This is a genomic window from Cycloclasticus sp. PY97N (genome assembly GCF_002443175.1).
Lineage (GTDB): Bacteria > Pseudomonadota > Gammaproteobacteria > Methylococcales > Cycloclasticaceae > Cycloclasticus > Cycloclasticus pugetii.
This window is the reverse complement of record NZ_CP023664.1, coordinates 1,365,509-1,391,285: the sequence shown is the minus strand read 5'-3', so window position 1 is coordinate 1,391,285 and position 25,777 is coordinate 1,365,509. Positions and strand designations below refer to the sequence as shown.

At 41.0% G+C, this 25,777-nt stretch carries 26 protein-coding genes; 13 read left to right on the top strand and 13 right to left on the bottom strand.

The window, feature by feature from the left end:
• Positions 1–4: 4 nt before the first annotated feature.
• Entirely contained in the window at positions 5–1,285 is a 1,281-nt protein-coding gene (locus CPC19_RS06880; RefSeq protein WP_016390661.1) for a Y-family DNA polymerase, read from the top strand.
• A 263-nt stretch (positions 1,286–1,548) separates the two neighbouring features.
• Here the strand turns inward: CPC19_RS06880 and CPC19_RS06875 are convergent, their stop codons facing one another.
• Together CPC19_RS06875 and CPC19_RS06870 are read right to left on the bottom strand one after the other, a co-directional pair.
• Complete coding sequence (locus tag CPC19_RS06875) at positions 1,549–2,784, bottom strand: ABC transporter permease (protein ID WP_016390660.1); 1,236 nt, start codon at positions 2,782–2,784, stop codon at positions 1,549–1,551.
• Complete coding sequence (locus CPC19_RS06870) at positions 2,778–3,464, bottom strand: ATP-binding cassette domain-containing protein (RefSeq protein ID WP_033422337.1); 687 nt, start codon at positions 3,462–3,464, stop codon at positions 2,778–2,780. Before CPC19_RS06870 ends, CPC19_RS06875 begins: the two co-directional genes overlap by 7 nt.
• A gap of 161 nt (positions 3,465–3,625) precedes the next feature.
• Here CPC19_RS06870 and CPC19_RS06865 point away from each other — a divergent pair, with 161 nt between their 5' ends.
• Positions 3,626–4,237: a DUF3299 domain-containing protein gene (locus tag CPC19_RS06865; RefSeq protein ID WP_016390658.1), complete on the top strand. Its 612-nt coding sequence runs from the start codon at positions 3,626–3,628 to the stop codon at positions 4,235–4,237.
• 11 nt (positions 4,238–4,248) lie between these two features.
• Here CPC19_RS06865 and CPC19_RS06860 read toward each other — a convergent pair whose 3' ends face one another.
• From CPC19_RS06860 to CPC19_RS06840, 5 genes are read right to left on the bottom strand one after another with little or no spacing between them, the layout of a single operon-like run.
• Positions 4,249–5,253, bottom strand: a complete 1,005-nt coding sequence (locus CPC19_RS06860) for a GTP-binding protein (RefSeq protein ID WP_016390657.1) — start codon at positions 5,251–5,253, stop codon at positions 4,249–4,251.
• Positions 5,243–5,665, bottom strand: coding sequence for a phosphoribosyl-AMP cyclohydrolase (gene hisI, locus CPC19_RS06855; protein ID WP_016390656.1), 423 nt, complete (start codon positions 5,663–5,665; stop codon positions 5,243–5,245). The genes CPC19_RS06860 and hisI overlap by 11 nt, the downstream gene beginning before the upstream one ends.
• Entirely contained in the window at positions 5,662–6,090 is a 429-nt protein-coding gene (locus CPC19_RS06850) for a MerC domain-containing protein (protein WP_016390655.1), read from the bottom strand. The genes hisI and CPC19_RS06850 overlap by 4 nt, the downstream gene beginning before the upstream one ends.
• 19 nt (positions 6,091–6,109) lie before the next feature.
• On the bottom strand, positions 6,110–6,571 hold the full coding sequence (locus CPC19_RS06845; protein WP_016390654.1) for a Fur family transcriptional regulator: 462 nt from the start codon (positions 6,569–6,571) through the stop codon (positions 6,110–6,112).
• A gap of 9 nt (positions 6,572–6,580) precedes the next feature.
• A complete protein-coding gene (locus CPC19_RS06840; RefSeq protein WP_016390653.1) occupies positions 6,581–7,177 on the bottom strand; it encodes a DUF2796 domain-containing protein in 597 nt (198 codons plus the stop codon).
• Between the two features lie 897 nt (positions 7,178–8,074).
• On the opposite strand from CPC19_RS06840, the gene CPC19_RS06835 reads away from it, so the two are divergent.
• The 4 genes from CPC19_RS06835 to CPC19_RS06820 all read left to right on the top strand — a co-directional run bounded on the left by CPC19_RS06835 (position 8,075) and on the right by CPC19_RS06820 (position 12,004).
• Entirely contained in the window at positions 8,075–8,386 is a 312-nt protein-coding gene (locus CPC19_RS06835; protein WP_016390652.1) for a hypothetical protein, read from the top strand.
• Between the two features lie 181 nt (positions 8,387–8,567).
• Positions 8,568–9,128, top strand: coding sequence for a CBS domain-containing protein (locus tag CPC19_RS06830; RefSeq protein WP_016390651.1), 561 nt, complete (start codon positions 8,568–8,570; stop codon positions 9,126–9,128).
• Positions 9,129–9,277: 149 nt separating this feature from the next.
• Positions 9,278–10,714 carry a sodium:proton antiporter NhaD gene (gene nhaD / locus CPC19_RS06825; RefSeq protein WP_016390650.1) on the top strand — a complete coding sequence of 479 codons (1,437 nt, stop codon included), beginning with the start codon at positions 9,278–9,280 and terminating at the stop codon, positions 10,712–10,714.
• A gap of 291 nt (positions 10,715–11,005) precedes the next feature.
• The gene (locus CPC19_RS06820) at positions 11,006–12,004 is read left to right on the top strand and encodes a dihydrodipicolinate synthase family protein (RefSeq protein ID WP_016390649.1); all 999 of its coding nucleotides are present in this window, start codon (positions 11,006–11,008) and stop codon (positions 12,002–12,004) included.
• 27 nt (positions 12,005–12,031) lie between these two features.
• Here CPC19_RS06820 and CPC19_RS06815 read toward each other — a convergent pair whose 3' ends face one another.
• Positions 12,032–13,093, bottom strand: a complete 1,062-nt coding sequence (locus CPC19_RS06815; RefSeq protein ID WP_016390648.1) for an alanine dehydrogenase — start codon at positions 13,091–13,093, stop codon at positions 12,032–12,034.
• Positions 13,094–13,226: 133 nt separating this feature from the next.
• On the opposite strand from CPC19_RS06815, the gene trxB reads away from it, so the two are divergent.
• The 4 genes from trxB to infA all read left to right on the top strand — a co-directional run bounded on the left by trxB (position 13,227) and on the right by infA (position 15,978).
• Complete coding sequence (trxB, locus tag CPC19_RS06810; protein WP_016390647.1) at positions 13,227–14,186, top strand: thioredoxin-disulfide reductase; 960 nt, start codon at positions 13,227–13,229, stop codon at positions 14,184–14,186.
• Between the two features lie 16 nt (positions 14,187–14,202).
• Positions 14,203–14,895 (top strand): leucyl/phenylalanyl-tRNA--protein transferase, encoded by a 693-nt coding sequence (gene aat / locus CPC19_RS06805; protein ID WP_016390646.1) that lies wholly within the window; start codon positions 14,203–14,205, stop codon positions 14,893–14,895.
• Positions 14,892–15,665, top strand: coding sequence for an arginyltransferase (locus tag CPC19_RS06800; RefSeq protein WP_015005968.1), 774 nt, complete (start codon positions 14,892–14,894; stop codon positions 15,663–15,665). The genes aat and CPC19_RS06800 overlap by 4 nt, the downstream gene beginning before the upstream one ends.
• A gap of 94 nt (positions 15,666–15,759) precedes the next feature.
• Positions 15,760–15,978 (top strand): translation initiation factor IF-1, encoded by a 219-nt coding sequence (infA, locus tag CPC19_RS06795; protein WP_015005969.1) that lies wholly within the window; start codon positions 15,760–15,762, stop codon positions 15,976–15,978.
• A gap of 83 nt (positions 15,979–16,061) precedes the next feature.
• On the opposite strand, the gene clpA is transcribed toward infA, so the two are convergent.
• From clpA to aceB, 5 genes are all read right to left on the bottom strand, one after another.
• Entirely contained in the window at positions 16,062–18,326 is a 2,265-nt protein-coding gene (gene clpA / locus CPC19_RS06790; RefSeq protein ID WP_015005970.1) for an ATP-dependent Clp protease ATP-binding subunit ClpA, read from the bottom strand.
• A 3-nt stretch (positions 18,327–18,329) separates the two neighbouring features.
• On the bottom strand, positions 18,330–18,659 hold the full coding sequence (gene clpS / locus CPC19_RS06785) for an ATP-dependent Clp protease adapter ClpS (RefSeq protein WP_015005971.1): 330 nt from the start codon (positions 18,657–18,659) through the stop codon (positions 18,330–18,332).
• Between the two features lie 373 nt (positions 18,660–19,032).
• A complete protein-coding gene (locus tag CPC19_RS06780) occupies positions 19,033–19,596 on the bottom strand; it encodes a hypothetical protein (protein ID WP_016390645.1) in 564 nt (187 codons plus the stop codon).
• A gap of 141 nt (positions 19,597–19,737) precedes the next feature.
• Complete coding sequence (locus tag CPC19_RS06775; protein ID WP_016390644.1) at positions 19,738–21,336, bottom strand: isocitrate lyase; 1,599 nt, start codon at positions 21,334–21,336, stop codon at positions 19,738–19,740.
• A gap of 100 nt (positions 21,337–21,436) precedes the next feature.
• Complete coding sequence (aceB, locus tag CPC19_RS06770; RefSeq protein WP_016390643.1) at positions 21,437–23,020, bottom strand: malate synthase A; 1,584 nt, start codon at positions 23,018–23,020, stop codon at positions 21,437–21,439.
• Positions 23,021–23,144: 124 nt separating this feature from the next.
• On the opposite strand from aceB, the gene CPC19_RS06765 reads away from it, so the two are divergent.
• The 3 genes from CPC19_RS06765 (at position 23,145) to mnmA (ending at position 25,767) form a co-directional block, all read left to right on the top strand.
• Positions 23,145–24,053 (top strand): LysR family transcriptional regulator, encoded by a 909-nt coding sequence (locus tag CPC19_RS06765; RefSeq protein WP_081651238.1) that lies wholly within the window; start codon positions 23,145–23,147, stop codon positions 24,051–24,053.
• Positions 24,054–24,197: 144 nt separating this feature from the next.
• A complete protein-coding gene (locus tag CPC19_RS06760; RefSeq protein WP_015005976.1) occupies positions 24,198–24,647 on the top strand; it encodes an NUDIX hydrolase in 450 nt (149 codons plus the stop codon).
• Positions 24,648–24,669: 22 nt separating this feature from the next.
• Positions 24,670–25,767 carry a tRNA 2-thiouridine(34) synthase MnmA gene (gene mnmA, locus CPC19_RS06755; protein WP_035850931.1) on the top strand — a complete coding sequence of 366 codons (1,098 nt, stop codon included), beginning with the start codon at positions 24,670–24,672 and terminating at the stop codon, positions 25,765–25,767.
• Positions 25,768–25,777: the final 10 nt, after the last annotated feature.

Sequence of the window (25,777 nt, the reverse complement as noted above, 5' to 3'; positions counted from 1 at the left end):
TACCGTGAAATACCCCGCAAACATTGCACTGGTTGATTGCAATAATTTCTACGTCAGTTGTGAGCGATTATTTCGTCCCGACTTATTGAATAAACCGGTGGCCGTGCTCAGTAATAATGATGGTTGCATTGTTTCTCGTAGCCAAGAGGTTAAAGACCTAGGCATAAAAATGGCCGTCCCTGTCCACCAAGTCAGGCAGCTGGTTAGACAGCACGATATACAACTGTTTTCCTCTAATTACCCTTTGTATGCAGATTTATCCGCACGCATCATGCATAGCCTGACTGCTTTTTCGCCCTCGGTAGATGTTTACTCGATAGATGAGGCTTTTATCGATTTGGAGCGACATAACGTTAACGCAACTGACTTAGGCTTAGAGATAAAAAACAGCCTAGCACGCTGGGTTGGTATACCGGTTGGGGTAGGGATAGGCCCAACAAAAACGCTGGCTAAACTGGCAAATTATGCGGCAAAGAAATGGCCAAGTAGCGGTGGGGTAGTAGATATTAACGAACCCATTAGGCGCCAGAAAATAATGCAAATAACGCCGGTTGGCGAAGTGTGGGGAGTTGGCCGCCGATTAAACGAAAAGCTTAATACGTTGGGTATTGAAACTGTATGGGATTTGCAATCCCAACCCATTAATTCAATAAAAAAGCATTTTAATATTACCTTGGCTCAAACAGTGCAAGAATTGCAAGGGACTCCAGTTATGTCTTTTAATGAAGAGCAAAAACCAAAGCAACAAATTATTTGCTCTAGAAGCTTTAAAGATAAAGTGACTGATCAGCAAGAACTTGAACAAGTATTGAGTGTTTTTTGTCTTAAAGCAGCCGAAAAACTAAGAGCCCAGCAGGGTGTTGCGCTGCAAGTGAGTGTTTTTATTCGTACCAGCCCATTCGATAAAAAACCGTTTTATTCTGAAAAAGCGACTTATAAATTAAAATCGGGCACACAAGATAGTCGGGATTTAATTAAAATCGCCAAAAAACTATTAGCGGGTATTTTTCTCCCAGGCTATCAATATCAAAAAGCGGGTGTAACGTTAGGAGATATACAGCTGGCTCAGAGCAGTGTGATCCATCAGCAGGATATGTTTAACAGTCAGTCGACAGAGAATGAAAAAAGCGTAACCCTTATGAAAACGATGGATGCTATTAATTCACGATTTAATAACAGCCTTCGTTTTGCTGCAGCAGGTAATAAGTCATTACAGCAGTCAGTTCCCATTAATAGGTCCAGCCTTTATACAACAAACTGGAAAGAAATAGCGCGGGTTAAATAGATTTAATAAAATATTATATTTCAATAGTTTATGATTAAAAAGTAATCTGATTTATTACTATATTTGGTTGCTATGCATTAGCCCATTAGCAAGTTATTTATACGTTTTGATCTTGAAAAAAGTCAGTTTCCCAGCATCGTTTTTTTCTAGCTTCTATCATTAAAATTGAAAAGTATTATCAATAATCGATGATTTATCTGATGAGGTTGAGGAGTCATTAGCTCGGTTCTCTACTAGCTTGTGTTGCTTACCTACTAGGGCAGCTACGATCTAGCTTTTCGGTAACTGCTCAACGCAGGAATGATGGCGACAAAAATAGACGTAATGATTAACGCAGCCATCAAATACAGGCTATTTTCGGTCAATAAATTTAATTGAATAGGTAGCCCGAAATGCGATATTAAATAATCCTGTAAGAAAAATAGGCAAAGAGCCAAAAGAGCGATTGCTAAAACACAACTTAGCAGTGTAATCAGTAGGGCTTCTAGCTCAATGAGTAAAAACAAAATATAGGGCGGTGCGCCAATAACACGCAGTAAGTGGATTTCACGGCTGCGCTCGCGAATCGATGCCAGTAGCATTGCGCTAACCCCCAAGCAGGCAGCAATAAAAACCAATGCAGAGACTAACAGTAGCGTATTTTCTAAAACACTCATCATTTGCCAGAGTTCTGATAAAGCAACCCCTGGCAAAATAGCCAGTAAAGGTTCTTGTTTGTATTGATTGATCATCCTTTGAAACTGGAATGTGGTCATTTTTGATTTAAGACCCAGCATAAAAGCATTAAGGCTTTTGGGTTTTAAATTGGTTTGTTCTAGTTCTGCTTGAGTGAGTGTATTGTTATGTGTTTTCACGCCTTGTTGCCAATCGGTATGAATGGCTTCAATACCTTGCAAGCTAACATGCAAGGTTTGATCAACCGGCGTTCCGGTAGCTGCTAAAATCCCAACCACGGTAAAGGGTCGATCATCGTGCATACTAAAACTAGTGGCGGCAAGACCATGAGCCAAGGTGATTTTATCACCCAATTGATAACCGAGTTGTTGTGCGACATTGGAACCCAATACGACATCAAACAACTGATCAAATGCCTGTCCTTGAGTAAATGCTAAACGATGCTGTTTGCCATAGCTGAAATAGCGAAAATAGTCTGTCGAGGTGCCCAGCACACGATAGCCTTTGTGTGAATCACCGAGAGACATCGGGATCGCCCATTCCACTTTTTCATTGCTGGCAATATTGTCGTAGGTTTCCATACGGATATTGTTGGTCGGCGAGCCGATTCTAAAAACAGAATATAACAGTAAGTTGAGACTGCCTGTTCTAGCGCCTACAATCAGGTCAACACCGGACACTGTATTAGAGAAATTCTCTTTAGTTTGTTGACGAATTTGCTCGACACCGAGTAACACAAAAATACTCACTGTCATCGCCATCAATGAGAGCATAACTGAGCCTTTACGGTCGAGTAAGCTTTGCAGGGCCAGTTTGGCTAGCATGAGGCTGAACCCCCTAATTGATTGATATCATGCAAAGATTCAACATTCTCAAAATAACTGGATAAGCTAAGGTCATGGCTGACGAACAGTAATGTCATGTTGTTATCAGCCACTATCGTCATTAACAAGTCCATAAAGGCGTCTCTATTTTTCATGTCTAGCGAAGAGGTAGGTTCATCAGCCATCAGTAAACGCGGTTTGTTGATCAAAGCGCGGGCAATGGCAACGCGTTGCTGTTGCCCAATACTTAGCTCGCGGGTAGGGCGGTACCATTCTTTCTTGGCGATGTGCAATGCATTTAATAGCTCTTGAGTTTCTTCGTTTAGGTCGATTGAGGACTGTCGTTTTGCAAACCGAGTCGCCAACAAGATATTGTCGACTGGACTGAGGTAGGGAACCAAATTAAACTGCTGGAATACATAACCGATATGCGCAGCACGGAAGCGATCACGCTGCCGGCCGCTCATTTTATCTAAAGGTTGGCCAAGAACGTTCAACTGTCCATCGCTCGGCGGAAGTAAACCACTCAACAGGCTCAGTAAAGTTGATTTGCCACTACCTGAAGGGCCGTGTAAAAATATCCGTTCTTCACTAGCTAAAGACCAATGGGGAATATTTAATATATTCTGCTCAGGCTGTGCCGGGTAGTGAAAGCGGATATTGGTGAGCTCAATGGCCATTAAACGCCTCAACAATGCATCAATTAAAGTGCTATAAATGATATAATGTAACATTGCAGAATGAAATCAATTTTTAAAATTTTTGAATACTTAACATAATGCCTAGACTGTTAAACGTAACGTTTTTTATATTCGCCACATTGACGCTCTTAGCATGTGAGATGCCAGATAGTGAGGTTGTTAACGAAGCAATAGATCCAGTATTGAGGCCAGAAGTAGTAGAGTCGCCAACTAAGCAACCGTTAATAACTGATAAGTCTGAACAGGCAACATTGTCAGGATCGAGCTTCAAAACCATTGAATGGACGGAGTTGATGCCGAAAGAAGACTTAGAAATACTTCTTAATCCGCCTAGCTACATAAATGATATTGAAGATGGTTCATTTGAAGATCAGATTAGTAGCCAAGTTGCTAATGCTCTTGCTGCTGCCAGCGATGACCCCTATCAAAAGGCACTCTCTTCAACACGGATTGTTCAGGAAATGGATGGGCAAGCGATTCGAATTCCAGGCTTTATTGTGCCCTTAGAGTTTGATGATGAACAAACCATCACTCAGTTTTTTCTAGTACCCTTTTTTGGTGCCTGCATTCATGTGCCGCCACCACCACCTAATCAGATTATTTTTGTAAACTACCCAAAAGGCTTAAAAGTAGAGGCTTTGTATGACCCTTTCTGGGTATCGGGTATTGTAAAAACATCGCTTGTTGAAAATGAGGTGGCAACAGCCGCTTACAGCATGCAGATGCAATCATTTGAGCTTTACTCAGAATAAACCATTAAAAATCAATCGGCGATACAAGCCATTAGCTGAGGCTCTATGGCGTTATCGAGGCGGTCAGAAATAATTTCAATACGGCTTTCTAAGCACTCGTCCAGTCCAATCTCTGTTAACGTATCATTAGCAAGATTATAAGCAAAAAAACCAGCCTCAGTTATAAAAACGGCTTTCATTCGTTCGACTTGCAGGCCGGTTAAAAATACCAGTAATTTTTCGCGCTGAAAAACCTTATGAGGAGAAAAGCGCCAGCCGATACTTTTATATCCTTCACCCTGATTGATGGCCTTTAAGAATCCGCAAGCCGGTATGGCAGCCTCTGAAACAAATGGTTTTGAACCCGATTCGTGATGATGGATAGGGAAAGGTTGCTGTGAACTAGAGGTTGAGCCCTGTAATGCTGAAAAGGGTATTTCCCCATGCTGGGTAAAAATAACACGCGTGTTCGTCTGTCCTCGTTGTTTCACGTATGCAATTAAGTTGGCTTTATCAGTGTCTTGATATAAGTCCAATTTATTGCCAACAACGGTATCGGCAATTGCAATTTGCTGGTTAAACGTTTCATGCTGGGTATAGCGTGAGTCAGACAAGTTCCTTGCATCCACCAAGGTAATGGTTTTCTGCAAGGACAAGACCTCCTGATAATACTCCATAGAAAGCGCCTGCAAGACTTCTTTAGGGTGTCCGAGCCCGGTGGGTTCAATCAGTAAGCGATCTGGTTTGGTTTTCGACAAGAGTTGGTTTAAGGCAGTTTGCATGGGTAAGCCGGCAGCACAACACATGCAGCCCCCGGGTACTTCACGAATGAAAATCCCCTCGTCGGTTGAATGTTGACCCGCTACAACACTGCCGTCGACACCAATTTCTCCAAATTCATTGATTAATACCGCCCAGCGTTCATCGTTTGGTTTGCATTTAAGTAAATGCAAAATTGCAGAGGTTTTTCCAACACCTAAAAAGCCTGTAATGATGTTGGTGGGAACGGCTTGAACGTTACCGCTTTCAGAGCTCATTGCTGTCAGTGATCCTAACGTGCTGACTATCAACGTCAACGTGCAAATAAAAACACGATTTGCGGCCGGTATGGCAAGCAGCTCCTTGTTGCTCGACTTCACAAAGAATAACATCGCCATCACAATCGAACGACATGGCTAGCAATTTTTGCCAGCTACCACTGGTTTCACCTTTAATCCAAAGCTGCTGACGGCTTCTCGACCAGTAGGTCATACGTTGAGTTGCAATTGTCTGTTCAAGTGCCTTTTTATTCATCCAAGCGAACATTAATACTGACTGGGTCTTTGCATCTTGAGTAATAACAGGAATTAAACCTTGCTCGTTAAAGGCAAGTTGCTCTATAACTTCAGACAATGCTAATAAAGCGTTATTGTTTTTTTGCTCTAAGGCGATAAAGTAGTCGCGTTTCAATTTACACCAGAATCTTTATCGTTAGGGCAGGCGCAGTCTTCATGGTCTAGTGCATGACAAAGGCGGTAATTAAACCAATGGCCAATGGCAACGAAGCAGGCGCCTAAAACTGTCAGTGTCTTTTCACCTGACTCACCAATTCGCTCTTCTCCTAAAGCTAAGGCCAAGATGAGTAGTGCCACTCCAATTGCGCCTAAATAGAACAGTTGATAGCGTTTGTGCTGTTTGCAGCCCAAGGTCAAAGCGTAAAGACTGCTTGGAATGACAGCCACAACCATCCATAGATGGAAGTTTTCGTTATCTAACCCCAGTGCCGCCATACTGGGCAGTAAGACCAATAAAACCGGTAGGGCTAGGCAGTGGAGGGTGCATAATAATGATAAACCAATCGCTAGTTTGTCTGTCATCACTTGTGTTGTTTTCATTTAATACTGTCCTAGGTTGTTAGGCTGTATGTGCTAGGCAATCAGCACAAATGCAGTTCATTTCAAATTGGGGGCTGATAAGTTTAAATCCGGCTTTGTTAACGGTCGTTTGAAGTTCCGCCATAGTCGCTGGCTTAATGTTGATTTCTTTAACTTTATTACATTGCCCGCAAATCAAAAATTGCGACACACCATGAGCATGGTCGCAGCTAATATGCTCGCAAGCGATGTACTTATTTGCTAATTTGAGCTTATGAACCAGTTTTTCACTTTCTAGAAAATCTAAAATACGATAAACCGACATGGCGGCAAGGTCTTGATTGTATTGTTTCTTTACCTCAGCAATTAATTCATAAGCGGAAAGAGCCATCTCAGACTGTATAAGCCCCGTTAAAACTAGCTTTCTTTTTTCCGTCAATCGGGTGCCGTGATCTTTGCAATGACGTTCTGCAGATTGAAGGATGCTATCTGTGTTATCCATAAATGTGACCTAAAAGTTAATAGTACGGTTATTGTGTCGGAGTGTTACCGCACCTTGCCCTGTTTGATTAATCCACATGGTGTTTATTTCTTCAATACCCGTAAAAAACTCAAATAAATTCACGGTTATTGAGGGCAGGGAAGTGCTGTCTTGGCAGTGGTATTTATAGGTGACCATTATTTCACTGTGGTTCTCATCATGATGCTTCCCATTATCGTTATGTTCATGCTTATGGTTACTTGAACTTCTGTCATGATCATTATCCTGATGGTCTATGTCGATAATTTTGGATAGGTCGACAGACATATTAATCAGCTTGCAATGGGCATCAGACATTAAGAAAAGAGCCTCAGGTTGACGAAGCGTTGAAGCAGCTTTATCAACCGCCTTAAGGTCTTTTGATGATTTCGCCTGATGCTCAAAACCAACGAGGTTCATAGCGGGTGATTTAAATTGAATTTCAAGCGCATTCTCTTCGGCCACTACCATTAGCTCAGATACGCCATGAACATGTGCATCTAAGTTCGTCCTTGCTTCCTCAGCCTGTATTGCAGCGCTTAGGAAAACTAGATTAAAGCTAACGAACTTAAGTAATGTATTCTTCATTCTAGTGACCCTCTAGGTAATAGTTTTTTTAATCTTCAATCTGCCAGAATGGTTAAGCGGTATATCGCTTTAGATATCGACATACCTGATATTATTAGTATCAATTACATCATTGAGATAGCATGCATCCCATGCGATGAAAGTTATGATACAACATAACATTTATATCGTAAAGGCTACACGTTTAAGCCAAAAACCAAAACGTGACCAAAGGGTTTCGACATAACTTTGTCTTAAGCCTGTACCTTGGCCGAGCAGATAATAAATAACCTCGCTAATTCACACATTAAATAGAGTAGCCCCTGTTAAATGGCTTTATTTAAATAAATAACCCGTTAACTAAAAATTAATAAAGTGAGGTCCTAAATTCATTAACCCTCTTAATTTTCAACTGTCGTTTAGGTATTAATTTAACATAATATACATTATACGAAGTAGGATATTCGGCAATATCATTAAAGCTAAGGATTACAGCGTGTACTCTTCAGATGCTATGGAAAATTTTTCCAGTTATATAAAAAGGCTTTAGGCGACGTTAAACGTTCAATATCTTCTTTTAGCCTGGTGTTCTCGTAAGCTCTAAAATCAATCGTCACATTAAGGTATTAATGAGCGCGAATTTTACCCAGTGTGACAAACTCATTTTCAGGTGTAACCAGTTCATCATCAATAAACTGAAAGCCGATCCAGTCATCAACCGAATGCGATAAATCGATTTTAATGGCGACTGAGAGCTAATTATTCTTTATCTTTATGTAAACAGCAGGCTCTACGAACGACAAAGGTTTTTATACAAATTCCATTGACAATATCATTAACCTTCAGCAATATTCCTTATTAGGCAATCTACACGCACTGGCCATTAATTTAAGTTGGACTAACCTCATCAGATTCCTCATGTTAATTAAGAAATCAAAGATAGGTCTATTTTTTCTGTCTTTAACACTGATCGCCGTCTCATCGGCGGCTCTAGGTGATACACAGCACCTATATTCAGACAGCTCTTTTAAGCCTGCCTCTTCGCTTGTAGAGTTTGAGTTATCAGATGAAAACAATCCTTTTGATAACGTTGATGATTTTTTATCAACGCACGTCTATCACAACAAAAAACACGCTACTCATAGCGACCGTTCACAGCCTATTTACGTTTCAGCACATAATATTGCTGGCAAATTTTCTATCCGCGCCCCTCCCTCCTTCATCGGCTAACGTTATACAGACTAGACTTTTCTGGTCAAAAACAACTATTTTTTAAGGGCTGCCTAATAGCTGCGCATTCGCAATAGCCGTCATCAGCTATGCAATACTGTAAGACAACACGCCTCCCTTAAAGTCATTTTCTGCCTTCCCATGGCATATCATTATCATTTAAAAACTGGAGAGCACAACGATGAAAGACTTAGCATTTTACGATACTACTCCCTTCGATGAATTAGCTTGGCCAGAGCTAAACAAACAAATTAGCTTGAAGTCACCAGCGCTCGAAATCTTCACCGATTTTGAAAAAACCCAACCGATGGTTATAAACTCCTCTATGTCTGCCATAGATGCTGAAAAACTCATGCAAACAGAACATGTTCGCTTAAAGTTTGTTGTTAATAGTAACAATCATTTATTAGGTGTCGTTAGCCTAGAGGACTTAAATAGCCGGGAAATACTTAAGCGTGTATCTAAAGGTGAAAACAGAGAAGAACTGTCTGTTACTGACTTTATGAGACCGAGAAATAAATTAAAATCTTTTGATTATTCGGATCTGGCACACGCCTCTATTAAAGATGTTATTGGTAGCCTTAAAAACAGCGGTTACCGACACTGCCTGGTTGTGGACCATAAGCATCACAAAATTCGAGGAATCATTTCAGCCAGCGACATTGCTAGATCACTTCAATTACAGATAAACATTAAAAGTGACTCCAGTTTTGTTGGGATTTTTAAGGCCATTCAACATTAAATTAAACCTTATAACGGTGAGGCTGGGTTCCCACGATCAATCGTGGGAACCTTTACCTTAATAGAACAGATATCTACGTTCATTTCGTTTCATACTCGATAATTTTTTTAGCATTTTTAACACAGTGCTAATAATAAGGAGCACTTTAGATGAAAATACTTATGATACCAGCCGCTTTACTGCTGCTAATAACCCCCTGCCTTGCATGGTCCTCCTCAGCTACTTACCAACCGATGGACCTTACATCCACTATAGTTGGATATTTATCATTATTAGTTTTTGCTCTCGCCTACACACTAGTGATCTTTGAAGAGCAACTTCACTTACGTAAATCCAAACCGGTCTTATTGGCTGCTGGGCTCATCTGGATCATGATCGCAATCGCATACAAGACCCATGGGTATGATCATGCTGCAGAAATCGCCTTACGCCATAACTTTCTTGAATATGCCGAATTATTCTTCTTTTTATTGGTAGCAATGACCTATATAAACGCGATGATAGAGCGCAAAGTATTTGATGCGCTCCGTGGCTGGTTAATTGATAAAGGCTTCAGTTATAAAAACCTATTCTGGTTAACCGGTACCCTAGCCTTCTTTATATCACCGGTGGCAGACAATCTAACAACGGCACTTATCATGTGTACTGTTGTGCTTACCGTTGGCAAAAACGCTCCTAAATTTGTGTCTATTTCCTGCATCAGCATCGTTGTTGGTGCAAACGCAGGCGGTGCGTTCAGCCCGTTCGGCGACATCACCACGTTAATGGTGTGGCAAAAAGGCTTACTTCAATTTACTGAATTCTTTAACCTTTTTATACCATCACTGGTAAATTATTTAGTACCCGCAGCCATTATGAGTGCTTTCATCCCTGCTGGAATGCCTAACTCTGTCGATGATAATGAAACATTGCTTATTAAACGAGGCGGTCTAACTATTGTTATGCTTTTTGCATTAACCATTTTGACCGCTGTCTGCTTTCATAACTTCCTGCACCTACCTCCTGCCATTGGCATGATGACCGGTTTAGCCTACCTGAAATTTTTTAGTTATTACCTCAAAATTAGCGAGCATTCACGAAACTCACCAGGTTTTGAAGAAAGATTTCAAGAAGGCAGTAAAGATAACGCACAGACTGATTTTCGTGAATTTGATGTTTTCGAGAAGGTTGCAGGCGCTGAATGGGACACCCTATTCTTCTTCTATGGTGTGATCATGGCGGTAGGAGGGTTAGGCTTTCTTGGCTACCTAGGTCTGGCTTCCGAATTCATCTATGGCGACCTAGGGCCAACTACCGCAAATGTATTACTGGGCCTTATGTCTGCCATTGTCGACAACATTCCAGTGATGTTTGCCGTTTTAACCATGTCGCCCGATATGTCTCAAGGTCAATGGTTACTGGTTACATTAACCGCTGGAGTTGGAGGAAGCTTATTATCAATCGGCTCTGCTGCAGGTGTTGCCCTAATGGGGCAAGCACGTGGTATCTATACATTTGCTTCACACCTTAAATGGGCACCGATTATCGCTCTCGGTTACGCTGCCAGTATTTATGTACATATGTGGATCAACGCGGGGCTTTTTTAAATAACATGTTCTATAAAATAGCTAAAGCTTAATATAAAACATTCGGTTAATTTATCCCATGGAGTCACCGCTTAGGCCCAATTTATTAATTTTTTTGCGCACTTTAATAAATAATATTAAGATTTTTATACGGTTAGAATAAAATTAAAATGCGTATTAAATACCTCGACTGTCAGGTTCAAGTTATATATAAGAAAAAACTGATAAAAGTCCTTGGTATATAAAATGTTATCAATATACAATTCTCCCTCTCATATTTATTTTAAAAATAACAAATAGGTGGACATAATTATGGCTAGAAGACAAGACAGGTTAACAGTAGAAGATGTGAATGGTGCTTGGGCAATCATTCCTACACCAGCGATTGAAACTGGTGATCAATGGCAAACAGAAGACAGCGTTGATTATGACGAAATCGCTAGAGCTGTTGACGGCCTTATTGAATCTGGTGTTGACGCCATCATGAGCCAAGGAACTTTTGGAGAAGGCGCTACCCTTACTTGGGAAGAAAAGAAAAAAATGATGGAAGTCATGGTTGAAACTTCAGCCGGACGAGTACCTATCTTTGTTGGTGTTACAACAATGAATACTCGCGAGACTATTCGTCAATTACGTCATGCACGAGATATTGGTGCTGACGGAACAATGTTAGGCTTACCAATGTGGCAGCAAATTGATGTACCTGCAGCTGTTCGTTTCTATCAAGATGTTGCTGAAGCTGTGCCTGAAATGGCAATCGCTATTTACGCTAACCCAGAAGCATTTAAATTTGATTTCCCAGCTCCATTTTGGGCTCAAGTTGCTAACATTCCACAAGTCATCACTTGCAAGTACATAAATATTGCTCAACTACACTTGCACACGATGGTTTCAAAAAAGCAAATTAGATTTTTGCCACTAGAAATCGATCACGCAGATGCTGCTAAAATGGATCCAGAATTCAACACTGCTTTTTGGTCACCACTTGCTTGTACAGGCCCTGAGCTAACCATGCATTGGCGTGACAGTGTTAGAGAAGCCGCTAAAACAGGTGACTGGAGTAGACCAGACGAGCTTTACCCACAAATGGCATTAGCACTGTCTAGCTTATTCCCTCCTGGAGGCTTTGCTGAATTTTCTAAATATAACATTCAGTTAGAAAAAGCGCGTATTAATGCAGCTGGTTGGATGAAAGCAGGTCCATGCCGCCCTCCTTACATGACAGCACCTGAACACTACTTAGAAGGCGCTGCTAAATCTGGTACAGGTTGGGCTGAGTTAAATAAAAAATTACTTGAAGGCACACTTTAAGTAAAATATTGATCTCGTCATTAATGTCTAAAGCAGGTCAATAAGTACTTTTCCTGCTTTGACATTAATGGCCGATTTCATAACCGCATCTCGTTCAGACCACTCTTCTTGTGCAAGTCGATGGATATAGGCGGGTAACACTTCTGAAAGAGCTTGCGTAGCCGTTCTAGGTACCGCTCCTGGCATATTTGCCACACAAAAATGAGTAACTCCCTCCTCTACAAAAGTCGGTTCGTTATACGTTGTCGGACGAGTTGTTTCAACACATCCCCCTTGATCCACTGAAATATCCACAATAACAGAACCTTCCATCATTAATTTTAAATGGGAACGGTTAATAAAATGCGGCGCTTTCTTCCCGGGAACATGCAAAGCAGCCACTAACAAGTTTGTGGTAGCCATTAACGACAAACATTCCTCTTGATTATTTATAGGGTTAATTAAAGGATCCAGTTGAGTGACTGATGCAAGTGCCTCAAGTGACTTATCATAAACAGACACATTCGCGCCTATATTTCTTGCTAATAAGGCTGCTTGCCTTCCAGCAGAACCAGCCCCAAGTACCAATACTTGCCCTTTTTCGACACCATCGTCTTGCAAACCACCTAACAATAAACCAGAACCACCGCGGTATTGATGTAATAAAGTAGCACCTATCTGAACAGATAGTTTTCCGGCTATTTCACTCATGGGTTTAAGGATTGGCAGCTGTTTATTATCTCGCACCGATTCAAAACCAACAGCCGTCAGGCCTATTTTTGATAATTTACTCGCTAGTTCTTCGTTCGCAGCAAGGTGAAGAAAACAAAAAAGAAGGTGATTAGGTGTTAAATATTGAAGGTCCCCCTCTTGCGGCTCTTTTACCTTTACAATTAAATCGCCTGCCTTATAAAGCGCTTGCGCTGTAGGGCAAACAATCACACCAACTTGCCTATATTGCTCATCATCAAAGCCGCTTAAAACACCAGCCTGATGTTCAATATAAAGGCGGTGCCCCTTCGCAATGAGTTCCTGACAAGCCATTGGCGTTAATGCAACACGCCCTTCAGCTGTTTTAATCTCTTTTGGAATACCAATATTCATCAGCATAATACTTTACCTAGTTAGATCTTATCGCCATACTACAGCGCTTTAAAATTAAATTAAATGAGCCAGCGCTCATTTTCAAACATACCCCCTTGGGTATAAGCATAGTTTAAACACAGTTATTTAGGAGCCACTTATGAGCGACAACTCACATCATCGATTAATTATTTTAGGGTCAGGCCCTGCAGGTTACACAGCTGCTGTATATGCTGCTAGAGCCAACCTAAAACCCTTATTAATCACCGGTATTGAACAAGGCGGCCAACTGATGACAACTACTGAAGTTGATAATTGGCCTGGTGATGTAGAAGGCTTGCAAGGCCCAGCTTTGATGGAAAGAATGAAGCAACACGCTGAACGCTTCGATACAAAAATTCAGTTTGACCATATCCATACTACCGAATTACAACAACGCCCATTCACTTTAAAGGGCGATGCAGGCACATACACCTGCGATGCCTTAATAATCGCCACAGGTGCTTCTGCAAAATATTTAGGCTTAGCGTCTGAAGAAGCATTTAAAGGAAAAGGTGTTTCAGCATGTGCCACCTGTGATGGTTTTTTCTATAAGAACCAACGTGTTGCTGTTATCGGCGGCGGCAATACTGCCGTTGAAGAAGCACTTTACTTATCTAACATTGCAGAACACGTTACAGTTATTCATCGACGTGACTCATTTCGTTCGGAAAAAATCTTATCCGATAAATTAATGAAAAAAGTGGCCGATGGTAATATCTCAGTCGAATGGTTTAACCAATTGGATGAAGTACTCGGCGACGATATGGGTGTCACGGGTATTCGCATTAAAAACACTCAAGATAATAGTACGAAAGAGATTGACCTAGAAGGTGTTTTTATTGCCATCGGTCATTCACCTAACACTCAGATTTTTGACGGCCAATTAGATATGTCTCATGGATACTTACATACTGAACGTGGCAGCTCAGGCAATGCAACACAAACCAGTATTCCAGGTATTTTTGCCGCTGGGGATGTCGCTGACTCTATATACAGGCAAGCCATTACATCGGCAGGCTCTGGTTGTATGGCTGCGCTTGACGCCGAGCGTTTTCTTGATGCTTTAGAGGATGCATAAAGATCTGTAATCTATCATGCTCCACTGGTTAGATATAGAAAATGATGCTGAACCATTTCCTTCTCTAGATTATGCATTAGAGGAGCCAAATGGCTTACTAGCAGCTGGGGGAACTTTAAGCCCCCAGCGCTTACTAAATGCCTACCGTTGCGGTATCTTTCCTTGGTTTGAAGAAGATCAGCCTATTCTTTGGTGGTCACCTGACCCTCGTTTAGTTTTAAAACCGAATGATCTACATATTTCTCGCAGCCTGAAAAAATGTATCAATAAAAATTTATATAGCTGCACCGTTGACAAGGCATTTAATGAGGTCATCGTGGCCTGCTCTACGAGTCGAAAGGAGCAACAAGGCACTTGGATTACCGATTCAATGATTGATGCTTATCAAACTCTGTTTACTTTAGGTCACGCTCATTCAGTTGAAGTTTGGGCGGACGAAAAACTAGTTGGTGGTCTTTATGGTGTCAGCATTGGGCAGGTTTTTTTTGGCGAATCAATGTTCAGCCGGTTAGATAACGCATCCAAAGTGGGGTTTGCTTTTTTATGCAAACAGTTAAGTCAATGGGAGTTTCAGCTGATAGATTGCCAAGTCCACTCCGACCATCTAGAGCGATTGGGCGCATCAACCATACCGAGAAAAGAATTTGCTGAACAACTTGCAGTATATTGTCTAAAAAAACCGTCGACAAACGCGTGGTTACTTTCATGAGCTCACCCTCCCCAGCTGGCAGACAGTTACAACTCTATATATCAACACCACAAGCGTGTGATTACTTAACGGATCGACAATCACAAAATATTTTTATTTCGCCTGATGTCACAGTAACACCTAGCATTTACGAATACCTTATTAGCATCGGTTTTAGGCGAAGCGGACAACATACGTATCGCCCACACTGCCCTAGTTGTCGTGCCTGCATTTCCTCTAGAGTGGATGTGCAAACATTTAACGCATCAAAAAGCCAACGAAGAGTGTTAACAAAAAATAAAGACCTAAGCGTTAGCTCTGTGCAATCTATTTTCTCAACAGAACACTACGAGCTATACTGCCGATACCAAGCTTTTAAACACCCTGGTGGCTCGATGGAAAGTTTCGGTGAAAATGAATACGAAGAGTTTTTATGTCAATCATTTGGTAACAGTTTGATGTTTGAAACCCGTTTGGGTGAAAAACTATTAGCTGTTTCAGTAACAGATATTTTTGGTGATGCCCTCTCTGCAGTCTATACTTTCTTCGACCCAGAATACTCAGCTAGAAGTCTGGGGACCTTTTCAATTTTGCAGCAAATCAAGGCCACTCAAAACCGCGGGAAAAGGCATTTATACCTTGGGTATTACATAAAAAATTCAGTAAAAATGGCTTATAAAACTAATTTCATGCCCCTTGAGATGTTAATTGAAGGAAAATGGCGTCGTTACACTAAAGATGATGAGCTACCCGATCAAAGCGCATCTTTGGACTCCCCAATAACTTTTTAAACCAATTCGTACTTAACACCGCTCAAATAGTGTAAAATCGCGCCGCATTAGCTTGTTAATCAAGTGTTTAGTTTATTATTTTTTAAAGGAAATCATGGCAAAAGAAGATCAAATTGAAATGGAAGGCGTAGTAAAAGATACGCTACCAAATACAATGTTTCGTGTTGAGTTGGAAAATGGTCACATTATCACAGCGCATATCTCAGGAAAAATGCGTAAGCACTATATTCGTATTTTAACGGGTGACCGCGTTAAAGTAGAAATGACACCATACGATTTAACAAAAGGCCGAATCACCTACCGAGTTAAATAAGCATCACTCTATACGTATTACTTAACGGGGACACACCCCGTTAACTCATACCCGATCAGAACCTTATCATTTGGTAAGCGTTATTAACGCTGCTCAATTAAGTCTTTCGTTGCTTCTGTGATAATAAAATCAATCTTATTATCCTTTACGTAAACCTTCACTGTTCCGCCGTTGGTTAATCGACCAAATAACAGTTCGTTAGCCAATGGTTTTTTGATATGTTCTTGCACAGTACGTTCCATCGGTCTTGCGCCCATTTTAGGATCGTAGCCTTTTTTCGCTAACCAACTACGTGCTTCCGGCTCCAATGTTAACGATACATTCTTATCATGTAATTGAGACTCTAGTTCAAATATAAACTTGTCTACCACATGAATAATGGTGTCTTCGTCTAGTGATTTAAATTGAACAACCGCATCGAGTCTATTTCTAAACTCTGGTGAAAATGACTTTTCAATCACTTGCATACTATCTGATGAGTGCTCTTGTTCAGTAAAACCAATTGAGGCACGACTCGCTTCTTGCGCGCCAGCATTCGTCGTCATCACTAACATGATGTTTCTAAAGTCTGCTTTTCTGCCGTTATTATCTGTTAACGTGCCGTGATCCATAATTTGCAGTAATAAATTAAAGATATCAGGATGGGCTTTTTCAATTTCATCAAGCAACAAAATTGCATACGGGTGCTTGTTCACTTCCTCTGTTAGTAAGCCACCTTGGTCATAGCCAACATAACCTGGGGGTGAACCGATCAAACGAGAGACCGTATGACGCTCCATGTACTCTGACATATCAAAGCGAATTAAATCGACACCCATTATTTTGGCTAGTTGATTGGTCACTTCTGTTTTACCTACACCCGTAGGACCAGCGAATAAAAATGACCCTATGGTTCTTTCTTCTTGGCCAAGCCCAGCTCGACTTAAAATAACAGCATCAGACAGTTTCTCAATCGCTTCATCTTGGCCGAAAACAACCATTTTAAGATGGCGCGCCAAGTCCTTCAGCTTGTCTTTATCTTGAGATGAAATGCTTTTCTCAGGAATTCTCGCAATTTGAGCAATGATTTTTTCGATATCACTAGTTAAGATCACCGGTGGCCGATCCGCTTCAGGCAACAAACGCTGTTTTGCGCCAGCTTCATCAATAACATCAATTGCTTTATCCGGTAAAAACCTATCATTGAGATAACGGTCTGCTAATTTAGCTGCCGTTTCGATACTTTCAGCGCTGTATTCAATATTATGATGTTCCTCATAACGTGGTTTTAAGCCTTTTAAGATACGAATAGTATCGTCAACTGATGGCTCATTGACATCAATTTTCTGAAAACGTCTTGCTAAGGCATGATCTTTTTCAAAAATACCGCGGAATTCTTTATAGGTAGTAGAACCAATACAGCGCAACTCACCCGATGCCAAAGCTGGTTTGATCATGTTTGAAGCATCCATCACACTACCTGAGGCAGAACCTGCTCCAATGATAGTATGTATTTCGTCAATAAATAGTATGCTTTTTTCTTGTTTTTTAAGTTGATTGACCAAACCTTTTAGTCGTTTCTCAAAATCGCCTCGGTATTTTGTTCCGGCAACTAATGTGCCCATATCTAATGAATAAATAGTGGTCTCTTCAAGTACTTCAGGAACATTACCCTCAACAATCTTTAACGCTAAGCCTTCCGCAATTGCTGTTTTACCAACGCCTGCCTCACCAACCAATAAAGGATTATTTTTACGGCGCCGACATAGGGTTTGAATCGTACGTTCTAACTCTTTTTCACGACCAATTAAGGGATCAATTTTTCCAAGTTTCGCTTGTTCATTCAAATTAACTGCATACTTTGTTAGTGGATCATTTGAAGCCTCTTCCCCCTCTGATGCAGGAACTTCCTCAAAGTCAGACATGTCGTCCTCTTCAATTCTTGCAATACCATGAGATATAAAATTAACCACATCAAGCCGAGTCACATTTTGGCGGCTCATTAAATATACCGCTTGTGAATCTTGTTCGCTAAATATAGCCACCAGTACATTCGCACCAGTCACTTCTTTTTTACCGGACGACTGAACATGAAATACCGCTCGCTGAAGAACCCGCTGAAAACCTAGTGTCGGTTGAGTTTCACGTTCGACATCACTTGGAATGATCGGTGTAGACTCTTCTAAATATGCCTCAAGATCACTGGTCATTGCCTCTACATTGCCACCAGATGCTTCAAACACTTCACACGCAGACTTATTACTCATCATCGCTAACAGCAAGTGTTCTACTGTTATAAATTCGTGACGTTTCTCATGCGCTTGTTTAAACGCATCGTTTAATGACTGTTCTAACTCTTTGTTAAGCATTGTTCACTCCACTTCTTCTAATGTGCACTGCAAAGGATGCTGGTTCTCTTGAGAATGCGCTATGACCTGTTGCACTTTTGTTTCCGCTATATCTTTAGTATAAATACCACATACACCAATACCACTAGTATGCACATTCATGGTGATTCTAACGGCCTCTTCTTTATCTTTATAAAAAATTGTTTGCAAAATAGACACCACAAAATCCATTGGCGTGAAATCATCATTTAACAACAACACCTTATACATCGGCGGCTTTTGCAACTTCGGTTTTGATTCTTGAACAGCTAAATTGCCGTCGTCTTGGTCATCTTCAAAAGGTAAATCAGGCATACGTTTCAATAATTAAAATTAAGTTATGTCATTTTGACAGAAAAAACATCATCTTGTTCTATATAGTCGAACTAAATAGATAGACTTTTTCATCAGGCCGTTGAGCAATGGTATACCATCTGCTTCAAATCTGAACAGCCTTTTAACACCACTATATTTTATTGCTACAAACTCCAGTTAACTTACTAAATGGTGCCTGTGAAATGATTTTTCAAGTTAACTTAAATCATCCGCACGTTCACATAAGTGCACTGCTTGTGTTTATAACACCTCATGCTTTAGAAAAAACAGCTCAACTTAATTTTATAAACACATGTACTGATAACTCCTACAGCACACTATTTAGGCCTATTAATCGCTTCAACCCTTTTTTTCACTCAGACACCAATGAAATAAAGTCTGCCTTAATATCTTCATTAATATAGGCCATTCCGAGCTTATTTAAATAGTCTAAACGAGGTGCGTTCTTCAAATCTATACGCAGTTCTCCGGCCTGACAGTGTTGATAAAGCGCGGCAACATACTCAAGGTAGTCCTGCCCGTCCTTAATCATTAACAAACTGGCTGCGCCAACATCAGGGCGAACAGCTTGATGTTGTTCTTGCGTTAATGCAATAGCAAAAACAACCGGCGATTCTTCAACGCCAACCCGTAAACGTCTACGGCGTACAGTTTGCTGAGCCCAGTAATAGGCCAGTTCTTTACTGGGTGTTAAAAAAACTGGCTCAGTCGTTTCACGATAAGTATTTCCAATAGTCGCCATGGTGCTCTTTGCTGCTTCGTTCATAAGGTGATCACCTGAACGTTTTAAGCCAGCAGACAAAATAGAGTCAACTAAAGATGAGGAGGTACCGTGATACCAAACATGACTAGTAATAAAACCGTTTCTGCTTAGAAGCATGTTGGCATCTTTTAAATAATGGGGTATCTCACGCATTTAATGGTCCTTTCTATCTATACTAACCTTACGTCGAATTTTAAACTCAGCCAAATAAAAAGGCGACTTCAGTAGAAAAAGCCGCCTTTAAAGTACATAAGTTTCAACAAATACGCTTAGCTAACGCATCTCTCTAGGTATTTAAGAAAACTGATTGGAGGTGTTTTTCGCGCCACCCGCTTTCAGTGCATTTTCACCCGCAAAATATTCTTTGTGGTCATCGCCCATGTCTGATCCCGACATATTTTGATGTTTAACACAGGCAATACCCTGACGAATTTCTTTTCGCTGTACGTCCCTTACATAGCCTAGCATTCCAGCCTCACCGAAATACTCTTTAGCCAAATTATCTGTAGACAATGCGGCTGTGTGATACGTCGGCAGTGTAATCAAGTGATGAAAGATATTTGCTTCTCGAGACGAGTCAGCTTGGAACGTGCGAATTTTATCGTCTGCATCGGCAGCCAATTCCGTTGCATCATATTTAGCATTCATCAGATCTTCTCGGTCGTAAGCCGATACATCCTTACCCTCTTCGACCCATCGATCGTAAGCCTGTTGACGGAAATTAAGCGTCCAGTTGAATGATGGGCTATTGTTGTACACTAACTTCGCATTAGGAATCTCTTTACGTACTTCGTTCATCATGTCTGCAATGTCTTTAACGCTTGGTGTTGCCGTTTCAATCCAAAGAAGATCGGCACCCGCTTTAATGGCTTCGATTGAGTCAAATACGCAACGTTCAGGACCAGTACCTTGACGAAATTGGTATAGACCAGAAGGTAAGCGCTTAGGGCGAACAAGTTTACCGTCACGATTAAAACATACGTCACCTTCAGCCATATCAGCTACGTCAATTTCTTCAACATCTAAGAAAGAATTGTATTGATCGCCTTGGTCACCAGGCTCTTTAACCACCGCGATTTCTTTGGTTAGGCCAGCACCTTCAGAATCTGTACGAGCAACAATTAGCCCATTGTCGATACCCAATTCTAGAAATGCGTGACGTAATGCACGAATTTTGGCATGAAAATCAGCATGAGGAACCGTGACTTTGCCATCTTGGTGACCACATTGTTTTTCATCCGCCACCTGGTTTTCAATTTGTAAACAACAGGCCCCCGCTTCAATCATTTGTTTGGCCATTAAATAAGTCGCTTCCGCATTACCAAAGCCCGCATCAATATCAGCAACAATCGGCACAACGTGGGTCACATGATTATCAATTTCATCTTGGATTTGTTCGACTGTAGCCTCATCACCTGCTTCGCGAGCCGTATCTAATTGACGAAACAGGCCACCTAATTCACGCGCGTCAGCCTGCCGAAGAAATGTATAAAGCTCTTCGACTAATGAAGCAACCGCGGTTTTTTCATGCATTGATTGATCGGGTAAAGGACCAAACTCAGAGCGTAAGGCCGCCACCATCCAACCAGAAAGGTAAAGGTAACGGCGATCCGTCTTGCCACCAAAGTGCTTCTTAATAGAAATCATTTTTTGTTGGCCAATAAAACCGTGCCAGCAACCTAATGATTGTGTGTATAGCGTGTTGTCTGCATCGAAGGCCGCCATGTCTGCATTCATAATATCAGCGGTATATTGCGCGATATCAAGGCCCGTTTTAAATTTGTTCTGTGCACGCATACGTGCAACAGATTCTGGGTTAATGGCAGCCCAAGAATTTCCCTTAGCTTGAACTAACTCTGAAACAGCATTTATATCATTTGTATAAGATGACATTTAGATCTCCTTTCAATTAATGACGTAAAAAGTAAACATGTATAGCGTTAAAATATATGGACATTTTACTGCCCAACCTAACGTAACTGATTCCTAGCAACTACAAATACTCGTAAGCTGGTACCGTTAAGAAATCCACTAGTTTTTCAGATGTGGTAAAGCGGTCCATTATTTTTGCCGCCTCGCTGAAACGGCCCTCTTTAAAGCGCTTTTCACCAATCTCACTCTTAATTGTTTCCATTTCTTCAAGCATTAATTCGCGGAACAATTCAACGGTTACTTTTTTGCCGTTGCTTAAGTTTTTGCCGTGATGTATCCATTGCCAGATTGATGAGCGTGAAATCTCAGCAGTTGCCGCATCTTCCATCAAACCATAGATCGGCACACAACCATTACCTTGGATCCATGCTTCAATATATTGAACAGCTATTCGCAAATTAGCCCGCATCCCCTCTTCTGTTCGATCGCCTTCACAAGGCTCTAATAAATCCTCTGCTGTCACGTCGGCATCTTCAGTACGCAATACGTCCATTTGGTTTGCTTTACCTTCACCAATATATTCATTAAAGACCGCCATTGCTGTATCTGCCAGACCTGGGTGCGCGACCCATGTTCCATCATGGCCATTTTTTGCTTCTAGCGTTTTATCGCCAACGACTTTTTTTAAGACAGCGGCATTAGCCTCGGTATCTTTTGCGGGTATAAACGCTGCCATTCCGCCCATTGCTAAAGCACCGCGTTTATGACAAGTTTTAATTAATAGCCTCGAATATGCACTCAAAAAGGGTTTATCCATGGTCACAACTTGGCGGTCTGGAAGCACACGATCTGGGTAATTTTTAAGCGTTTTGATGTAGCTAAATATATAATCCCAACGACCACAGTTAAGTGCCACAATATGATCACGAAATTCGTAGAGAATCTCCTCCATTTCAAAGACAGCCGGTAGTGTTTCAATCAAAACAGTTGCTTTGATAGTACCCCGCTCTAACCCTACCAAATCTTCAGCTTTATCCATTAAGTCAGCCCACCAGCGAGCTTCTTTATGCGATTGCAATTTAGGAATATAAAAGTATGGCCCTGAGCCTTTTGCTAATAAGGTTTTATAGTTATGGAAAAAATAGTATGCAAAATCAATTAAACCACCAGGAATTTCCTGTCCGTTTAAATGAATGTGCTTTTCAGGAAGATGCAAACCTCGTGCGCGGCAAACAAGTACCGCAGGGTCATCATTTAGTTCATAGTGTTTGCCTGATTTAGGGTCATCCAATGAGATAGTCCCATTAACTGCATCACGCATATTAACTTGGCCCTGAGCGACTTTATCCCACGTCGGCGACAATGAATCCTCAAAATCGGCCATAAACACTTTTACATTGGCGTTTAAAGCATTAATGATCATTTTACGATCAACAGGACCGGTAATCTCTACTCGTCTGTCTTGTAGGTCATCTGGAATACCTAAGATACGCCAATCACCCTCACGTATATGTTTTGTTTCCGCTAAAAAGTCAGGCAATTGACCCGCATCAATTTCGGCCTGCCTTACTTTACGCGCCTCGAGTAATGCTGCAACACGAGGGGAAAACTCTTCCGCTAATGTTGACACAAAAGCATTTGCTTCATCGTTATAAATACTGGCATAACTTGGTAACAGTTCACCTTTAAACGTTAATGCATTCATTTAAACCTCCTAAGTCGGTTATAAAATAATGTTTGTGCAGTGCATTATATTAACTTTATACCACCGTACAATCCCAATAAAGCTATTTCTATCATTAATTAAATTAATGATAGAATGCAATCCAATGGAAGAACATACGATAAAGTCTAACCGTCATAAGCAATTAAGGTCATTTTGTATGGCCGCCAAAGTTGGTGGCTTTTCAAAGGCCGCTGATTTATTACAATTAAGTCAACCGTCCGTATCACTGCAAATTCAAAGCTTAGAAAAAGAATTAAACGCTAAGTTATTTACTCGAAATGGTCCGAAAATAACCTTAACGGATGCGGGGAAAAAATTACTGGAACTGGCAAAACCACTTGTTGAGCAAATGGATACTCTGCCAACACGGTTCACTGCCGCCAACAACCCAGAAGAAACAACTGAAATTAACATCGCTGCTGGTGAGGCGAGTATCCTTTATTTATTACCGAATATCGTAGAACGCTTTAAACAACGATACCCTCATGTACATATTAAGTTGCATCAGGTATCAGGAAACACCAGCATAGACGCCATTAGAAATGATGAAGTAGACTTTGCTGTTGGCCCGATGTTAGAAGTCCCCGCCGATATTCTATACAAGCAAGTTTATCGCTTTGTCCCTGTGCTGATTATGCCATTTGGTCATCCGCTAGCCTCGGTCGACGAGGTTAGCCTGCATGAGATTGTTCAATATGACCTTATTTTGCCACCTAAACACTTAAATACATGGCGTATTGTTGATGACGTATTACAAAAACACAAATTACGCTATCGGGTTTCATTAGAAGCTTGGAGTTGGGAAATCATCAAAAAATACGTCGAATTAGGTTTAGGCTTATCAATCGTTACCAGCGTGTCATTAACGGGCAACGAACAGCTCATCGCAAAACCATTGTCAAAATACTTTCCTGATTATTACTACGGTGTCACCATGAAAAGACAAGGGTCATTATCATTACCAGCCAAAAACTTTCTTGAGTTAATAGACCCCAGCTTTTTTCAAGGTTGATAAATACAGCATAGCTTTATTCAACAATAAATATTTTTAAATTCAAAACATTAGCACTGTTAAATCCATAAGTTTAATTCAATTGAAGCACTCTTCAATTAATTCAATTAAAATACGTACTCTAAATAATTTTTACTACACCCGATGATCTGGAAACCAAACGTCACCGTCGCATCTATTGTTGAACTTGACGGAAAATTTTTGATGGTTGAGGAAGAGTCCCCAGTCGGCCCTGTCCTTAACCAGCCTGCTGGACATTTAGACCCAAACGAAAGTATGGAAAACGCTGTCATTAGGGAAACTTTAGAAGAAACGGGTTACCGTTTTACACCGGAAGTAATTATCGGCTCGTATTTATGGCATAACACTGATAATGAAACCACCTATTATCGAAGTACTTATGCTGGCAGCGTGTGTCATAAAGAAGTCTCAACAGAACTTGATGAAGGCATTATTCGTGCGTTATGGATGAGTCTCGATGAAATCAAAGCAAATACCGATCGCTTACGTAGCCCTATTATTTTAGAAAGCCTTAATGACTACCTGTCAGGGGTTAGTTACCCGCTTTCAATCATTAAATCTTACATTAAATAAAACCTATAACCTACTGTTTTAAATGGACAATAAAAAAATAATGATCGGCATGTCAGGTGGGGTAGACTCTTCTGTAGCCGCATTGCGCTTGCTTGAACAAGGTCACGAGGTAACCGGTTTATTTATGAAAAACTGGGATGAGGATGATGGCAGCGAATATTGTACAGCGAAGGAAGATTTAGCCGATGCCCAACAGGTCAGTGATAAATTGGGTATTGAACTTAAAACCGTCAATTTTGCAGCTGAGTACTGGGATAACGTTTTTGAAGACTTTTTAAGCGAATATGCCGCTGGTAGAACACCCAACCCCGATATTTTATGTAACCGTGAAATTAAGTTTAAAGCCTTTTTAGATTATGCCACTGAACTCGGAGCTGATTACATAGCAACCGGACATTACACACAAATTGCTCAACAACACAATCAATTCCAACTCCTGCGTGGTTTGGATAACAATAAAGACCAAAGCTACTTCCTTTATACATTGGGGCAAACGCAATTAAGTCGCTCACTCTTTCCTATTGGGAATATGGAAAAGCCGGCTGTTAGAGAACTTGCACAAAAAGCGGGGTTTATTAATAGTCGGAAAAAAGATAGCACCGGTATTTGTTTTATTGGTGAACGCAAATTTAAAGATTTCTTACAACGCTACCTGCCCGCTCAACCAGGCCTTATGAACACACCAGAAGGTGAAACCATTGGCGAACACCAAGGTTTAATGTATTACACCTTGGGCCAGCGTCAAGGGCTCGGTATTGGCGGCATTAAATCCGCTGCCGAAGAACCTTGGTATGTGGTTGAAAAAAACCTAAAAAATAATATTTTAGTAGTCGCTCAAGGCCATGACCATACCTTAATGCAAAGCAATACACTCAACGCATCGCAGCTCAGCTGGGTTAGCGGTCAAGCTGTATCAAATAGCTTTCGCTGCACCGCTAAAACACGCTACCGTCAAAAAGACCAAGCATGTCAAGTCACCCTGATTGGTGATGATCATTGCCTAGTACAATTTGACGACCCTCAACGTGCCGTGACCCCGGGTCAATCTGTTGTTTTTTATAACAATGAGGTTTGCCTTGGTGGCGGTATAATAGACACCACTTCCACTATAAACTCATAATTCACTATAA

Coding starts and splice junctions, on each gene's coding strand:
- CPC19_RS06875 (WP_016390660.1), bottom strand. CDS start 2,784: ATGCTAGCCAAACTGGCCCTGCAAAGCTTACTCGACCGTAAAGGCTCA.
- CPC19_RS06870 (WP_033422337.1), bottom strand. CDS start 3,464: ATGGCCATTGAGCTCACCAATATCCGCTTTCACTACCCGGCACAGCCT.
- CPC19_RS06865 (WP_016390658.1), top strand. CDS start 3,626: ATGCCAGATAGTGAGGTTGTTAACGAAGCAATAGATCCAGTATTGAGG.
- CPC19_RS06860 (WP_016390657.1), bottom strand. CDS start 5,253: ATGAGCTCTGAAAGCGGTAACGTTCAAGCCGTTCCCACCAACATCATT.
- CPC19_RS06850 (WP_016390655.1), bottom strand. CDS start 6,090: ATGAAAACAACACAAGTGATGACAGACAAACTAGCGATTGGTTTATCA.
- CPC19_RS06845 (WP_016390654.1), bottom strand. CDS start 6,571: ATGGATAACACAGATAGCATCCTTCAATCTGCAGAACGTCATTGCAAA.
- CPC19_RS06840 (WP_016390653.1), bottom strand. CDS start 7,177: ATGAAGAATACATTACTTAAGTTCGTTAGCTTTAATCTAGTTTTCCTA.
- CPC19_RS06835 (WP_016390652.1), top strand. CDS start 8,075: ATGTTAATTAAGAAATCAAAGATAGGTCTATTTTTTCTGTCTTTAACA.
- CPC19_RS06830 (WP_016390651.1), top strand. CDS start 8,568: ATGAAAGACTTAGCATTTTACGATACTACTCCCTTCGATGAATTAGCT.
- nhaD (WP_016390650.1), top strand. CDS start 9,278: ATGAAAATACTTATGATACCAGCCGCTTTACTGCTGCTAATAACCCCC.
- CPC19_RS06820 (WP_016390649.1), top strand. CDS start 11,006: ATGGCTAGAAGACAAGACAGGTTAACAGTAGAAGATGTGAATGGTGCT.
- CPC19_RS06815 (WP_016390648.1), bottom strand. CDS start 13,093: ATGCTGATGAATATTGGTATTCCAAAAGAGATTAAAACAGCTGAAGGG.
- trxB (WP_016390647.1), top strand. CDS start 13,227: ATGAGCGACAACTCACATCATCGATTAATTATTTTAGGGTCAGGCCCT.
- aat (WP_016390646.1), top strand. CDS start 14,203: ATGCTCCACTGGTTAGATATAGAAAATGATGCTGAACCATTTCCTTCT.
- CPC19_RS06800 (WP_015005968.1), top strand. CDS start 14,892: ATGAGCTCACCCTCCCCAGCTGGCAGACAGTTACAACTCTATATATCA.
- infA (WP_015005969.1), top strand. CDS start 15,760: ATGGCAAAAGAAGATCAAATTGAAATGGAAGGCGTAGTAAAAGATACG.
- clpA (WP_015005970.1), bottom strand. CDS start 18,326: ATGCTTAACAAAGAGTTAGAACAGTCATTAAACGATGCGTTTAAACAA.
- clpS (WP_015005971.1), bottom strand. CDS start 18,659: ATGCCTGATTTACCTTTTGAAGATGACCAAGACGACGGCAATTTAGCT.
- CPC19_RS06780 (WP_016390645.1), bottom strand. CDS start 19,596: ATGCGTGAGATACCCCATTATTTAAAAGATGCCAACATGCTTCTAAGC.
- CPC19_RS06775 (WP_016390644.1), bottom strand. CDS start 21,336: ATGTCATCTTATACAAATGATATAAATGCTGTTTCAGAGTTAGTTCAA.
- aceB (WP_016390643.1), bottom strand. CDS start 23,020: ATGAATGCATTAACGTTTAAAGGTGAACTGTTACCAAGTTATGCCAGT.
- CPC19_RS06765 (WP_081651238.1), top strand. CDS start 23,145: ATGGAAGAACATACGATAAAGTCTAACCGTCATAAGCAATTAAGGTCA.
- CPC19_RS06760 (WP_015005976.1), top strand. CDS start 24,198: ATGATCTGGAAACCAAACGTCACCGTCGCATCTATTGTTGAACTTGAC.
- mnmA (WP_035850931.1), top strand. CDS start 24,670: ATGGACAATAAAAAAATAATGATCGGCATGTCAGGTGGGGTAGACTCT.